General features: G+C 42.2%; 13 protein-coding genes and 2 riboswitches. All 13 genes read left to right on the top strand.

Going from position 1 to position 14,154, the window contains the following annotated elements; translation table 11 throughout:
- The first annotated feature begins 96 nt into the window (after positions 1 to 96).
- The 13 genes from ACFVSW_RS06920 (at position 97) to ACFVSW_RS06860 (ending at position 14,152) form a co-directional block, all read left to right on the top strand.
- The gene (locus ACFVSW_RS06920; RefSeq protein ID WP_387313898.1) at positions 97 to 1,359 is read left to right on the top strand and encodes an MFS transporter; all 1,263 of its coding nucleotides are present in this window, start codon (positions 97 to 99) and stop codon (positions 1,357 to 1,359) included.
- 134 nt (positions 1,360 to 1,493) lie between these two features.
- On the top strand, positions 1,494 to 1,856 hold the full coding sequence (locus ACFVSW_RS06915; protein WP_387313896.1) for a hypothetical protein: 363 nt from the start codon (positions 1,494 to 1,496) through the stop codon (positions 1,854 to 1,856).
- A 172-nt stretch (positions 1,857 to 2,028) separates the two neighbouring features.
- Positions 2,029 to 2,131: riboswitch (SAM riboswitch) on the top strand.
- A gap of 72 nt (positions 2,132 to 2,203) precedes the next feature.
- On the top strand, positions 2,204 to 3,520 hold the full coding sequence (locus ACFVSW_RS06910) for an O-acetylhomoserine aminocarboxypropyltransferase/cysteine synthase family protein (RefSeq protein ID WP_387313895.1): 1,317 nt from the start codon (positions 2,204 to 2,206) through the stop codon (positions 3,518 to 3,520).
- A 125-nt stretch (positions 3,521 to 3,645) separates the two neighbouring features.
- A riboswitch (SAM riboswitch) is annotated at positions 3,646 to 3,754 on the top strand.
- A 134-nt stretch (positions 3,755 to 3,888) separates the two neighbouring features.
- Positions 3,889 to 4,914 (top strand): methionine ABC transporter ATP-binding protein, encoded by a 1,026-nt coding sequence (locus ACFVSW_RS06905; RefSeq protein WP_387313893.1) that lies wholly within the window; start codon positions 3,889 to 3,891, stop codon positions 4,912 to 4,914.
- A complete protein-coding gene (locus ACFVSW_RS06900; protein ID WP_387313891.1) occupies positions 4,907 to 5,572 on the top strand; it encodes a methionine ABC transporter permease in 666 nt (221 codons plus the stop codon). Before ACFVSW_RS06905 ends, ACFVSW_RS06900 begins: the two co-directional genes overlap by 8 nt.
- 16 nt (positions 5,573 to 5,588) lie before the next feature.
- A complete protein-coding gene (locus ACFVSW_RS06895; RefSeq protein WP_387313889.1) occupies positions 5,589 to 6,419 on the top strand; it encodes a MetQ/NlpA family ABC transporter substrate-binding protein in 831 nt (276 codons plus the stop codon).
- A 443-nt stretch (positions 6,420 to 6,862) separates the two neighbouring features.
- Positions 6,863 to 7,648, top strand: coding sequence for a Fe-S cluster assembly ATPase SufC (sufC, locus tag ACFVSW_RS06890; protein ID WP_387313886.1), 786 nt, complete (start codon positions 6,863 to 6,865; stop codon positions 7,646 to 7,648).
- Positions 7,649 to 7,669: 21 nt separating this feature from the next.
- Positions 7,670 to 8,980, top strand: coding sequence for a Fe-S cluster assembly protein SufD (gene sufD / locus ACFVSW_RS06885; protein ID WP_387313884.1), 1,311 nt, complete (start codon positions 7,670 to 7,672; stop codon positions 8,978 to 8,980).
- Positions 8,980 to 10,209 (top strand): cysteine desulfurase, encoded by a 1,230-nt coding sequence (locus tag ACFVSW_RS06880; RefSeq protein WP_387313882.1) that lies wholly within the window; start codon positions 8,980 to 8,982, stop codon positions 10,207 to 10,209. Before sufD ends, ACFVSW_RS06880 begins: the two co-directional genes overlap by 1 nt.
- Positions 10,199 to 10,636, top strand: coding sequence for a Fe-S cluster assembly sulfur transfer protein SufU (gene sufU / locus ACFVSW_RS06875; RefSeq protein ID WP_387313880.1), 438 nt, complete (start codon positions 10,199 to 10,201; stop codon positions 10,634 to 10,636). The genes ACFVSW_RS06880 and sufU overlap by 11 nt, the downstream gene beginning before the upstream one ends.
- A 54-nt stretch (positions 10,637 to 10,690) precedes the next feature.
- Positions 10,691 to 12,088: a Fe-S cluster assembly protein SufB gene (sufB, locus tag ACFVSW_RS06870; RefSeq protein ID WP_387313878.1), complete on the top strand. Its 1,398-nt coding sequence runs from the start codon at positions 10,691 to 10,693 to the stop codon at positions 12,086 to 12,088.
- A 345-nt stretch (positions 12,089 to 12,433) separates the two neighbouring features.
- Positions 12,434 to 13,279: a DUF72 domain-containing protein gene (locus tag ACFVSW_RS06865; protein ID WP_387313876.1), complete on the top strand. Its 846-nt coding sequence runs from the start codon at positions 12,434 to 12,436 to the stop codon at positions 13,277 to 13,279.
- 51 nt (positions 13,280 to 13,330) lie between these two features.
- Positions 13,331 to 14,152 carry a sulfite exporter TauE/SafE family protein gene (locus ACFVSW_RS06860; RefSeq protein ID WP_387313874.1) on the top strand — a complete coding sequence of 274 codons (822 nt, stop codon included), beginning with the start codon at positions 13,331 to 13,333 and terminating at the stop codon, positions 14,150 to 14,152.
- Positions 14,153 to 14,154 lie beyond the last annotated feature (2 nt).

Here is a 14,154-nt window from a genome sequence, read left to right as displayed (position 1 = left end):
TATGAAAAATTCAAAACTTCCCCATTTACAAAAACTTCTCTTCTGCATTATGATACTTAGGGATACGAAATAACCAACCTAAGGGGCGAACACGAAATGGCCTTCTATCAAAATTGGGCTGCACAATTTAAAACTTATAACCGGAATATCAAATTAAGCTTTATGGCCAATATTATCACCCAAATTGGGCTCGGGATTTTTATGGTGATATACAATTTTTATATTCGTAAACTAGGATACGCAGAGTCGGTTAATGGCCAGGTTATTGCGATGACTTCGCTTGCGACAGCGATTATTTTGGTACCGGCAGGACTCATTAGTGACCGCTATGGACGCAAGAAAGTGTTTTTTTTCGGCATCTTAATCTCAGGTGTCATCTTGCTGCTCCGTAGTATTTTTGCTGATCAAGGAGTCTTGATTACGCTTGCCTTTATCAGCGGCTTGACAATGGCTTTCTTGCAAGTTTCAGGAATTCCATGGCTTGCGGAAAATTCCATCGCCGAGCAGCGAGTGAATCTATTTAGTCTCCATTTTGCCTTAATGACCGCGGCGAACGTGGTAGGAACCTTATTAGGCGGCGGATTAACCGATTTATTTTCATTGTTTGTTAGTGATTTAAATAGCATCCGCTTTACTTTAATAATCGGGGCAGTTATATATCTAATTGGGATTTTCCCAACCACAAAATTCACAGAACTACCTAAACCGAAATTTAAACCAACAGAAAAAAAGACCGCGACTATATCTTGGAAAAGTGACGGATTGAAGTTGATTGTTTTATTTGCCATTGCCCAGCTGTTAATCGGCTTTGGCGCAGGTCTAGTTATTCCCTATCTAAACCTGTACTTTGCCGACCGCTTTAGTGCCACGACAACTTCAATTGGCTTAATTATCTCAATGGGGCAGGCAGCAACCGCCTTGGCGATGTTTATCGGTCCGCAAGTCGTCAAAAAGGTCGGGGACGTGAAGGCGGTTGTTTATTTACAGCTTGCATCGCTTCCATTCCTATTATTAACAGCCTATACTGAACATTTATGGCTGGCAGCCATTGGTTTCTTATTCCGCCAGGCATTGATGAATGCCGGGAACCCGATTCAAATGTCGTTAATGATGTCAAAGGTGAACGACTCGATGAAGGGGCTCGCCAACTCCGTCAACCAAATGGTGTTTAATTTAGGGTGGGCGTTCATGGGGCCGGTTTCGACAGGAATTGTCGTTAAGTACGGTTCGTACTGGGGCTATGCCTATGTGTTCACGATAACAGCTGGATTATACTTAATTGGTTCGACGTATTTCTTCCTTGTATTTAGAGGATTTACCGTGAAAAAGGAACCATCAGCATCTGCCAAAATTTCATAAATATCCGACATATTTCTCGGGAAATTTCAAAAAGACTGCCAAATTGCGCAGGAAATTGTCGAGTGATAATGAAAGGATTCCTCCAATTCTTGCTGAATAAGTAATGTAAAAGTGACAAGACCGGAGTGGTGGAAATGATGGAAGCGGTAGAAGCATTTCTAGCAAAAATCAAAGACCAGGGGCATGTCCTTCCCTTAATTCATCAGGCGGATTTACAAATTAACCTACGCTGTGAGGGACAAACAATGCAGTTAATGATCAAAAACGGGAGTACCATGATCTTGCAAAACTCAGAAGCACTCCAGACAAAGCACGAGATTAACGGATCGCCAAACGCAATGAAACAGCTGCTTGACGGAACTCAAAGGCTGCGAGTTCTCGAACAGCAAGGGCAGCTAAAGGTTTCAGCACCACTAAGAACCACTCTTTTACTAGAATCGGTCTTCTTTTTAACAAAAGCACAAAACCGTGAGCGTACAAAAATAAAGGCGGTGTGAGCAGAGCTAGACTAAGTCCATTCAAAGTAGAATTTAAATAATTTCCACTAATTTACTATACAAGTTTGTTTTTGCGGCGCTCCGCCCCTTTACAAAAAGTTATTGACTCGGAATTAATCTTCATGTAAAGTATTATTTAAATATTCTATCAATAAAAACAATTCAATAAGCATTCTTATCAAGAGTGGCGGAGGGACTGGCCCTACGATGCCCGGCAACCGGTTTTTAACACGGTGCTAAATCCAGCAGAGCACTTTAGCTCTGGAAGATAAGAAGAGTGGGACCCCCATCTTCTTATGAAGAGGGGGTTTTTTGCTTGTTGTATTGTTATAAAAGGAGCGAGAATAATGGGAGAAAATCAAAAGAATTATCGTTTTGAAACATTGAGTGTTCATGGAGGATTGTCGCCAGATCCGGTGACAGGTGCTCGGGCGGTCCCGATTTATCAAAACAATGCGTATCAATTCAAAAGCACAGAACATGCGGCCAACTTATTTGCCTTAAAGGAGCCTGGTTACATTTATACCCGGATCCATAATCCAACCACCACCGTTTTTGAAGATCGCGTGGCTTTATTAGAAGGCGGCGTTGGAGCACTTGCAGTTGCAAGCGGCATGGCAGCGATCACACTTGCGATTTTAAATATTGCTGAAGCCGGTGATGAGATTGTCTCTGCCGCGAATCTTTATGGCGGAACTTATAATTTATTTGCCGTTACCCTTCCTAAATACGGAATTAAAGTGAAATTTGTCAACCCGGATAATCCTGAAAATTTCCGCACGGCGATTACTGAAAAAACAAAAGCAGTCTTCGCTGAAACGATTGGTAATCCGAGCTTACGCGTACTCGATATTGAAAAGGTAGCGGCAATTGCTCATGAGGCCGGGGTTCCATTAATAATTGACAATACCTTTGCGACACCGTATCTGTGCCGGCCATTTGAGCATGGTGCAGACATTGTCGTTCACTCGGCCACAAAATGGCTGTTGGGAAATGGCACGACAACTGGCGGTGTGATTGTCGATGGCGGGAAATTTGACTGGAACTCGCCGAAATTTCCGGGCTTTACAACTCCAGATGCAAGTTATCATGATCTCGTGTATGCAGAAGCACTAGGTGCGGTCGCTTATATTATCAAAGCACGCGTCCAGCTTTTACGTGATCTGGGGCCGGCACTAAGTCCGCAAAATGCTTTCCAGTTCACACTTGGTCTTGAAACACTTCATGTGCGGATGAAAGAGCATGTTGCCAATACGAAGGAAGTGGTAAATTACTTAGTCAATCATCCTGCAGTGGAGTGGGTTTCTTACCCTGGACATCCATCACATCCGGATCATGAATTAGCGCAAAAGTATTTGCCAAAAGGTGCCGGCTCCATGGTTGTCTTTGGGATTAAAGGTGGCAAAGAGGCAGGGGCTAAATTGATTGATGCAATTACGCTGTGGGCACATGTTGCCAATGTTGGCGATGCAAAAAGCTTAATTATTCACCCGGCAAGCACCACTCATCAGCAATTAGATGCAGATGGGCTTAAGTCTGCAGGGGTATCTGAGGATTTAATTCGCCTTTCCATTGGTATTGAAAATGTCGAGGATTTAATCGAAGATCTCGAATCAGCGATTGAAACGGCGACCGGCTTAGCTTCCCTAAAAACAAATGCTTAAATTCAGCTGACACTATTATCCAAATAAATTCTCATTGACACTGCTTTTTATCCGTGATACGATAGCAATCGTAATATCATTACTTAAATAATTTAACGTGTAAATTGAATATAGAATGCTGTAAGCTCTTATCAAGAGAGGTGGAGGGATGTGCCCGATGAAGCCCGGCAACCGTCAATATTTGTATTGAAATGGTGCCAATTCACACAAAGCGGTTGCTTTGGGAGATGGGAGAAAGGATTGTTTTAATAATGCCTTTCTGCCTGTGCAGAGAGGCATTTTTATTTTAAAAAAAAGAATCTTTTCTTGAAAACAGCCTAACTCTATAAACAAGAATCTGTAAATTGGATAAAAAGCAGGTGATTCAAGTGATATCGATAAAAAACGCAAGTAAAATTTTTCCTTCAAAACAGGGGCATTTAAAGGCAGTTAATGATGTAAACCTGGAAATACAAGAAGGAGAAATTTTCGGAGTGATTGGATATAGCGGTGCCGGAAAAAGTACGTTAATCCGGATGTTAAATGGACTCGAGCTCCCGACGAATGGAACCGTTACGGTAGCCGGCCGGGTGATTTCGAAAATAAAGGGTGCTGAGCTCCGGAAAGCTCGCCAGGAAATCAGTATGATTTTCCAGCATTTTAACTTGCTGTGGTCTCGGACAGTAAGTGAAAATATTGCTTTTCCATTAGAAATCGCAGGGGTAAATAGTTCGCAAAGAAAACAGCGAGTGCAGGAACTTATTAAGCTAGTCGGTCTCGAAGGCAGGGAAAATGCTTACCCTGCGCAGCTGAGCGGCGGGCAAAAGCAGCGCGTCGGGATTGCTAGAGCACTTGCTAACAATCCAAAAGTATTGCTTTGTGATGAAGCAACTTCCGCGCTCGATCCGCAAACGACCGATTCGATTTTGGATTTGTTGGTCGATATTAATAAACGGCTGGGTTTAACAATTGTCTTGATTACGCATGAAATGCATGTCATCCGGAAAATATGCCACCGGGTAGCGGTCATGGAAAGTGGAAGAGTCGTTGAGCTTGGTCCAGTGCTTGATGTGTTTAAAAACCCGGAGCAGCCGATTACGAAGCGATTTGTCCAGCAGGTAACGGAACCGGAAGAAACGAAGGAAACAACCCAACATCTACTCGAACTTTATCCGCATGGTCGTGTGGTTCAGCTCTCGTTCGTTGGGGAGACAACAGAACAGCCATTAATCACAAATGTTATCCGGAATTTCGATGTGGTTGTCAATATTCTTCAAGGGAAGATTTCACACACCCAAAACGGATCATACGGAACATTATTTATTCACTTGGATGGGCAAGTAAGCGAAATACAGAAGGCCATCGATTATATTCACTCACAGCAAGTCGGCGTGGAGGTGATCAGTAATGGCTGATTTTATGGAAATGGTAAAGTGGGACAAATTAATTGAAGCAACACGTGAAACGATGTATATGACTTCCATTTCCGTGTTTGCGACATTTGTTTTAGGATTATTACTTGGTCTGCTGTTGTTTTTAACAGATAAAGGGAATATATGGGCCAATCGGACCGTTAATGTTGTTATTGGCGGCTTTGTCAATATTTTCAGATCCATTCCCTTTATTATCTTAATAGTTTTATTATTTCCATTTACAAAATTATTGTTAGGGACGATACTCGGGGCAAATGCGGCGCTTCCAGCCCTCATTATTGGTGCAGCCCCATTTTATGCGCGAATGGTAGAAATTGCGCTTAGGGAAATCGATAAAGGTGTGATCGAAGCATCGCAATCGATGGGAGCAACCCATGGCCATATTATTTTTAAAGTATTAATACCGGAATCCTTACCGGCATTAATTTCAGGGATTACCGTTACAGCTATTTCGCTCGTTGGCTTTACGGCAATGGCTGGAGTCATTGGAGCTGGCGGACTTGGGAATTTTGCCTATCTCTATGGGTTTCAGGGCAATAAACCGATTGTCACGTTAGTTGCAACGATTGCGATCTTAATTATAGTTTTTATTGTCCAATTTATTGGTGATTATTTTACAAAGAAAACAGATAAGCGATAACAGGAGGAGTTATATCATGAAAAAGGTATTTAGTTTCATTGGAATTACGTTACTGGCATTTGCCCTTACAGCGTGTGGCAGTACAAAAAACGATTCAGCGGGGAAAAATGGAAACAAAAAATTAGTCGTTGGTGCCTCTTCTGTACCACATGCGGAAGTGCTAGAGGCAGCAAAGCCATTATTAAAGGAAAAAGGTATTGACCTAGACATCAAAGTTTTCCAAGATTATATTCTTCCAAACGTAGCATTAAGGGATAAAGACCTCGATGCCAACTATTTTCAAACACCAGGGTATTTAGACCTGCAAATGAAAGATAATAAGGACTTTGATTTTGTAAGTGTTGGCGAAATTCATAAGGAACCAATCGGAATTTATTCTAAAAAATATAAGAGCTTAAAAGACCTTCCACAAGGTGCAAAAATAATAATGAGTAATTCATTTAGTGACCATGGACGTATTTTACCTATTTTTGAAAAAGCAGGATTAATTAAGCTTAAAGAAGGCGTTGGCGCGAATGCAAGAGTTGAGGATATTATTGAAAATCCAAAGAACCTTGATTTCTCAACGTTAATTGAAGCCAAATTATTAGCATCTTCTTTCGAAAGCGGTGAAGGTGATGCAGTGGTTATTAATACGAACTACGCATTAGAAGGCGGCGTTGACATCGGAAAGTATGGAATTGCCTTTGAAGGCGATGACGTTGTACCGGCAAACCTTGTGGTCGTTCGTTCAGAGGACAAAGACAAAGAAACCATCAAAACACTTGTAGAAGTTCTCAAATCAAAAGAAATCCAAGACTTCATTCTTGAAAAATACAAAGGGGCCGTTGTACCGGTTTCTAAATAAAACGTATTTAAATAGGAAGAAAAGCAGAAAGTCAGTGACAACTTCACTGGCTTTTTCTGGCCGATAGGAAAGTATACTTTCCTATCAGGCATAAGTGCAACTACGCCTCTGTCTTCGCCTAAGAGCTCGCCAATCGGCGAGTTTTCTTTATATTTTCGCTCCAATTAATAGAACATGTATTACCATTGGCAAAACAATATAAAATAAGGTATCATTTATACCGAATGTGTTTTACATAAAGAGTTTTCGTCTGAATTTTCACAAAATTACTCCTTTCATTCTCATTTAGGACTTGCTTAATGAAAATAGCAGCTTTGTTTTTACTGTTTAGGAGTTGCTAATACATTTCATTTGTTATAAGATTGTAATGAGAATAAAATGAGAATTGCTTCATAGAACATTGTAGTTTCAAGATACAAATCATTCTTTTCGGAGGTATAAATATGGCTGGATCAACTTTAACAATTAAGGACCTTCATGTAGAAATTGAGGGTAAAGAAATATTAAAAGGGGTAAACCTTGAAATAAAGGGTGGAGAAATCCATGCAATCATGGGGCCAAACGGTACTGGTAAATCCACTTTATCTTCTGCTATCATGGGTCACCCAAAATATGAAGTGACAAGCGGAAACATTACATTAGATGGACAAAATGTTCTTGAAATGGAAGTAGATGAGCGCGCACGTGCCGGTCTTTTCTTAGCAATGCAATATCCAAGTGAAATTAACGGCGTTACAAATGCAGACTTCCTACGTTCTGCAATCAACAGCCGTCTTGGTGAAGGAAACGAAATTTCATTGATGAAATTCATCCGTAAAATGGATAAGCAAATGGAATTCCTTGAAATGGATCTTGATATGGCACAGCGTTATTTAAATGAAGGCTTCTCCGGCGGTGAGAAAAAACGGAATGAAATCTTGCAATTGACGATGTTAGAACCGAAAATTGCCATCTTAGATGAAATTGACTCCGGACTAGATATCGATGCCCTAAAGGTTGTATCCAAGGGAATCAATGAAATGCGCGGCGAAGATTTCGGCTGCTTAATTATTACGCACTATCAACGTCTGTTAAACTATATCACTCCTGACCATGTGCATGTAATGATGCAAGGCCGCATTGTGAAATCCGGCGGACCAGAGCTAGCACAACGCTTAGAAGCAGAAGGATATGACTGGATCAAGCAAGAACTTGGAATTGAAGATGAAACAGTTGGGCAAGAAGCGTAAGAGAGCGTTAGGAGGATTACAATGACAACAGAAACAAAATTATCATTTGATAATGGCAAAGTAAGCTCGTTCTCCAAAGAAATGAGCGAGCCTGCTTGGTTTGAAGAATTCCGTCTTAAGGCATTAACAGATTTCGAACAGCTGCCAATGCCAAGACCTGATAAAACGAAAATCGATAAATGGAATTTCACGCAATTCAATCAACATACGGTCAAAAGTGCTGCCTATCCTTCACTTGCAGAATTGCCGGAAGAAGTGAAAGCATTAATTGATATGGATGCTGAAAACAAGAACTTATATATCCAAAGAAATCAAACGCCTGCCTTTTCAGCTTTATCTGAAGAGCTAAAAAACAAGGGTGTAATTTTTACCGATATTTTCACTGCTGCTAGAGAGCATGGTGATCTGTTGAAAAAGTATTACATGACGCAGGCTATCAATGCTGACGAACATCGTTTGACGGCGCTTCACGCAGCACTTGTAAATGGCGGGGTTTTCTTATATGTTCCGAAGAATGTAGAAGTTGCCGAGCCAATTCACGCCGTGTTTGTCCACGATGATGCTGAGGCCAATCTGTTCAACCATGTGATTGTTGTTGCTGAAGATAATAGTGCCGTAACATATGTTGAAAACTACATTTCAACAATGGAAACATCAAATACAGTTGCTAATATTCTGGTAGAAGTGATTGCGAACGCCAATGCGAGAGTGACATTTGGGGCAGTTGATAACCTTGCAAAAGGAATTACGACGTATGTGAACCGCCGCGGTGTTGCCGGCAGAGATGCACGAATTGAATGGGCCTTAGGGTTAATGAATGAAGGAAACACGATTTCAGAAAACACGACTAATTTAATTGGCGATGGCTCTTATGGAGATACTAAAACAGTTGTTGTCGGACGCGGTGAGCAAACACAAAACTTCACCACCAAGGTTGTTCACTTCGGGAAAAACAGCGAAGGCTATATTTTGAAGCATGGTGTAATGAAAGACAGTGCTACTTCCATCTTTAATGGAATCGGTAAAATTGAACATGGCGCTTCTAAATCAAATGCTGAGCAAGAATCACGTGTGTTAATGCTAAGTGAAAAAGCACGCGGCGATGCCAATCCAATCCTATTAATTGATGAGGATGATGTAACGGCAGGTCACGCTGCTTCTGTCGGCCGGGTTGATAACTTACAGCTTTACTACCTAATGAGCCGCGGCATTACGAAAACGGAAGCGGAACGCTTGATTATTCATGGTTTCCTAGCACCAGTTGTTAACCAACTTCCGATAGAAGGGGTTAAGAAACAGCTGACTGAAGTGATCGAAAGGAAAGTACGCTAATGAATATCCAGGATATTCGCAAACAATTTCCGATATTAGATCAAGAGGTTAACGGCCATCCGTTAGTATACTTGGATAGTTCGGCAACATCACAAAAGCCGTTCCAAGTAATCGAGGCCATTGAAAAATATTATCGCGAAATCAATTCCAATGTCCACCGCGGTGTCCATACACTAGGAACAAGAGCGACAGATGCGTACGAGGGAGCACGGGAAAAGGTTCGCAAGTTTATCAATGCAAAATCAACGCAGGAAGTTATTTTTACAAGAGGCACAACGACATCCCTTAATACTGTAGCGGCGAGCTATGCGGCCGCGAATGTAAAAGAAGGCGACGAAATCGTTATTACTTATATGGAGCACCATAGTAATATCATTCCGTGGCAGCAAGTCGCCAGACGGACAGGAGCGCAACTTAAGTACATTCCACTTCAAGAGGATGGCACGATTTCACTGGATGATGTCCGTGCGACAATCACTGCTAACACGAAGGTCGTGTCAGTAATGCAGGTATCGAACGTCCTTGGTGTCATCAATCCGGTAAAAGAAATTGCCGAAATTGCCCATCAGAACGGAGCGATTATGGTTGTCGATGCGGCCCAAAGTGCGCCGCATATGAAAATTGATGTTCAAGATCTCGACTGTGATTTTCTTGCTTTTTCAGGCCACAAAATGTGCGCGCCTACTGGCATTGGTGTCCTCTATGGGAAAAAACAGCTGCTTGCAAACATGGAGCCGATTGAATTCGGCGGTGAGATGATTGATTTTGTCGAACTGTACGAGTCAACTTGGAAAGAGCTGCCGTGGAAATTCGAAGCCGGCACACCGATTATTGCCGGTGCAATCGGTCTTGGAGCTGCAATCGACTTTTTAAATGAAATAGGCTTAGACAATATTGCTGAGCATGAACATCGCCTTGCTGCTTATGCATTAGAAAAAATGGCGGCAGTGGAAGGCATGACGATTTACGGGCCGCTGGATGCAGCCAAGCGTGCAGGTCTTGTTACCTTTAATTTAACAGATGTTCATCCGCACGATGTGGCAACTGTTTTGGATGCGGAAGGAATTGCAGTCCGCGCCGGACATCATTGCGCCCAGCCGCTGATGAGATGGCTTAAAGCTTCAGCCACTGCTCGTGCCAGCTTTTACCTATACAATTCAGAAGATGATATTGATAAACTTGTTGAAGGACTTGTCAAAACGAAGGAGTATTTCAGCGATGTCTTCTAATTTAGATGCACTTTACCGAAGAGTAATTATGGACCATTACAAAAAACCTCGTAATCGCGGAGTTTTGGAGGATGGCAGTCATACGATTAATATGAATAACCCAACTTGCGGCGACCGGATTCAATTGAGTCTGAAGGTGGAGGATGGAATCGTGGTTGACGCTAGGCAGGAAGGCGAAGGCTGTTCGATTTCAATGTCCTCAGCATCGATGATGACGCAAGCGATTAAGGGTAAGAAAGTAGAAGAGGCTTTGTTGTTATCAAAGGTCTTTTCAGATATGATGCAAGGAAAAGAGATTGATGAAGATCTCGATTTAGGCGATATCGAAGCACTTCAGGGTGTTTCAAAATTTCCAGCGCGCATCAAATGTGCCACATTAGCGTGGAAGGCAATGGAAAAAGGATTGAAGGAAGAGGACCAAGAATAGGATGAAATAGGGCATTTTTAGCCCCTTTCGTTTAAGAAATGGAGGAAAAGGACGATGGCGAAGAAAATGCCGGAAATCGGTGATTATAAATATGGTTTTGCCGATAAAGACGTTTCCATATTCCGATCTAAGCGTGGATTGACAGCTGATATTGTTAAAGAAATTTCCAAGTTAAAGAACGAACCACAATGGATGCTAGACTTCCGCTTAAAGTCACTTGAGCATTTTTACAAAATGCCAATGCCGCAATGGGGCGGCGATATGTCTTCTTTAAACTTTGATGAAATTACTTATTATGTAAAACCATCTGAGAAATCTGAGAAGTCTTGGGATGAAGTACCTGAGGAAATCAAAGCAACCTTTGATAAGCTTGGGATTCCAGAAGCTGAGCAAAAGTACCTTGCCGGTGTATCTGCGCAGTATGAATCAGAAGTTGTTTACCACAACATGAAGGAAGACCTTGAAGAATTAGGAATCGTTTTTAAAGATACGGATTCTGCTTTAAAGGAAAATGAAGATATTTTCCGCGAACACTTTGGCAAAACAATTCCGCCAACAGACAACAAGTTTGCTGCGCTGAATTCTGCTGTTTGGTCGGGCGGCTCGTTCATTTATGTACCGCCAGGCATTAAAGTAGATACGCCATTACAAGCGTATTTCCGGATTAACTCCGAAAACATGGGGCAATTTGAGCGGACATTAATCATTGTCGATGAAGGCGCGCATGTGCATTATGTTGAAGGTTGTACAGCGCCAGTTTATACAACTAACTCATTGCACAGTGCTGTTGTTGAGATCGTGATTAAAAAAGATGCTTATTGCCGCTATACAACGATTCAAAACTGGGCAAACAACGTCTTCAACCTTGTTACGAAGCGTGCGGTTTGTGAAGCAAATGCAACAATGGAATGGATTGATGGCAACATCGGTTCGAAGCTGACAATGAAGTATCCAGCCGTTATTTTAAAAGGCGAAGGTGCCCGTGGAATGACGTTATCGATTGCAATTGCCGGTAAAGGTCAGCACCAGGATGCAGGAGCAAAAATGATTCATTTAGCTCCAAATACATCGTCAACGATTGTATCGAAATCAATCTCGAAGCATGGCGGAAAGGTAACCTATCGCGGAATCGTTCAATTCGGACGTAAAGCTGACGGTGCCCGTGCCAATATCGAGTGCGATACGTTGATCATGGATAACCAATCAACATCGGATACAATTCCATACAACGAAATCTTAAATGACAATATTTCACTTGAGCACGAAGCGAAGGTGTCTAAAGTATCTGAAGAACAGCTTTTCTACTTGATGAGCCGCGGGGTTTCTGAACAAGAAGCAACCGAAATGATCGTCATGGGCTTCATCGAGCCATTTACAAAAGAACTGCCAATGGAATACGCCGTTGAGATGAACCGTCTCATTAAATTCGAGATGGAAGGTTCGATCGGTTAATATTTTAAAAAATTAACCCGCTTGCCACGTTGGCAGGCGGGTTTTTGCGTTGGAATGAGGGTTACTGGCGGATAGGATGCGCAACTGTCGAGAAGCGAGCGCCAACTGTCGCGAAACGTGCGCCAACTGTCGAGAAGCGAGCGCCAACTGTCGTGAGCGTCGCCAACTGTCGCCAAGCGTGAGCCAACTGTCGCGAAACGTGAGCCGACTGTCGAGAAGCGAGTGCCAACTGTCGAGAAGCGAACGCCAACTGTCGTCAGGCAAACGCCATCTATCTCCAATCGAGAAAAATGTAGCATCTTCATAAAATGGTTATGCTATTATTAATAAATGGAGGTGAGTTTCTTGATTTATATTGGTGTAACAGGCTGGGGCGACCATGACAGCTTATACCCAGGTCAAATTTCCTCAAGAGATAAATTAAAGGAATATGCGGGACATTTTCCAATTGTCGAAGTGGATTCTGCTTTTTATGCGATTCAACCTACACGTAATGCCGAAAAGTGGGTCAATGAGACGCCGGCAAGCTTCCAATTTGTCGTCAAGGCATACCAAGGGATGACCGGACACATAAGGGGTGAAATCCCGTTTGAAACGAAACAAGCGATGTTCAATGCCTTTAAAGAGTCGCTCGCTCCATACATAGAAACCAATAAATTAGCCATGACCCTTTTTCAATTCCCGCCATGGTTTGCCTGTAAACGGGAAAATGTTGAGTACTTAAGATGGTGCAAGCGTGAAATGGGTGATATTCCTTGTGCACTTGAATTCAGGCACCAATCGTGGTTCGCACCTCAATACATTCAAAAAACGCTTGAATTTATGAACACAGAAAAATGGATTCATAGCATTTGCGATGAACCGCAATCCGGAGAGGGTTCGATTCCAACGATTCTAAAGACTACTGATCCTGATAAAGTCCTGGTAAGGTTTCACGGCCGTAATGTTCATGGCTGGCAAAAGCGGAATGCCGAGAACTGGCGCGAGGTTCGTTATCTTTATCGCTATAACCAGCAAGAGCTAAAAGAATGGACAGATTCCATCCAAATATTAGCCAAAGAGTCCGCAAATGTGTATCTCCTCTTTAACAACAATTCAGGCGGGGACGCGGCAGATAATGCCAAGGAAATGATGAATCATTTACATATAGAATATGACGATCTTGCCCCAAGGCAGTTAGGGTTATTTTGAAAATTCCTTCAACCTCAAGGCAGATAAAACAACACTAGAAGGTGAAAACAAATGGAATGGATTATTTTAATTTTAGTAGGGCTGGTCGCGAGTTCACTGGGCTCGTTGATTGGCATGGGGGGAGGAATCATAGTTGTTCCCGCCTTGCTGTACTTGGCAACATTATCAACATTCAGTCATCTAACCCCGCAGGTAGTCGTAGGGACCTCACTTTTTACGATGATCTTTACAGGGCTATCCTCAACATTAGCCTATATGAAACATAAGACAGTTGATTATAAAAGCGGCTTTATCTTCCTTATTGGAAGCGGGCCGGGGAGTATACTTGGCGCATGGATAACGGAAAAATTAGATTTGCATTCCTTTAATATCTATTTCGGTGTATTTATTCTTTTTGTCTCGCTTGTTTTGGTCGTAAAGGATAAATTAAAACCAATTCCCTATCGGAAAGATAAGGGGATTGTTCGCAGCTTCACCGATAATGGCGGCAAAACCTTTGAATACGGTTTTAGTCCAACTATCGCCATTCTCATTTCCTTTGCGGTAGGATTTTTATCAGGAATCTTTGGGATTGGCGGGGGTTCGCTAATGGTTCCCACGATGATTTTGTTATTCTTTTTTCCACCACATGTGGCAACCGCAACTTCCATGTTCATGATATTACCTACTTCCATTCTAAGTTCGGTTACTCATATTGCTCTAGGAAATGTCAATTGGCTGTATGCACTGGCCTTAATACCTGGAGCGTGGATTGGTGCAAAGGTGGGAGTGTTTCTAAATACGAAGCTAAAAAGCAAAACGATTGTCTTAATTATCAGAACCATCCTTGTGATTGTTGGAATTCGATTAATTTATCAAGGGATAGTAGGGTAAGG

This window comes from Neobacillus sp. NPDC058068 (assembly GCF_042885335.1).
GTDB lineage: Bacteria > Bacillota > Bacilli > Bacillales > Cytobacillaceae > Neobacillus.
The sequence above is the reverse complement of the archived record's forward strand: the minus strand, read 5'-3'. Positions and strand labels throughout refer to the sequence as shown.

What these genes read in the sequence shown, in the direction of transcription:
- sufB (WP_387313878.1), top strand. Translation starts at nt 10,691, where the DNA reads ATGGCGAAGAAAATGCCGGAAATCGGTGATTATAAATATGGTTTTGCC.
- ACFVSW_RS06880 (WP_387313882.1), top strand. Translation starts at nt 8,980, where the DNA reads ATGAATATCCAGGATATTCGCAAACAATTTCCGATATTAGATCAAGAG.
- sufD (WP_387313884.1), top strand. Translation starts at nt 7,670, where the DNA reads ATGACAACAGAAACAAAATTATCATTTGATAATGGCAAAGTAAGCTCG.
- ACFVSW_RS06910 (WP_387313895.1), top strand. Translation starts at nt 2,204, where the DNA reads ATGGGAGAAAATCAAAAGAATTATCGTTTTGAAACATTGAGTGTTCAT.
- ACFVSW_RS06860 (WP_387313874.1), top strand. Translation starts at nt 13,331, where the DNA reads ATGGAATGGATTATTTTAATTTTAGTAGGGCTGGTCGCGAGTTCACTG.
- ACFVSW_RS06895 (WP_387313889.1), top strand. Translation starts at nt 5,589, where the DNA reads ATGAAAAAGGTATTTAGTTTCATTGGAATTACGTTACTGGCATTTGCC.
- ACFVSW_RS06900 (WP_387313891.1), top strand. Translation starts at nt 4,907, where the DNA reads ATGGCTGATTTTATGGAAATGGTAAAGTGGGACAAATTAATTGAAGCA.
- ACFVSW_RS06920 (WP_387313898.1), top strand. Translation starts at nt 97, where the DNA reads ATGGCCTTCTATCAAAATTGGGCTGCACAATTTAAAACTTATAACCGG.
- ACFVSW_RS06915 (WP_387313896.1), top strand. Translation starts at nt 1,494, where the DNA reads ATGATGGAAGCGGTAGAAGCATTTCTAGCAAAAATCAAAGACCAGGGG.
- sufC (WP_387313886.1), top strand. Translation starts at nt 6,863, where the DNA reads ATGGCTGGATCAACTTTAACAATTAAGGACCTTCATGTAGAAATTGAG.
- sufU (WP_387313880.1), top strand. Translation starts at nt 10,199, where the DNA reads ATGTCTTCTAATTTAGATGCACTTTACCGAAGAGTAATTATGGACCAT.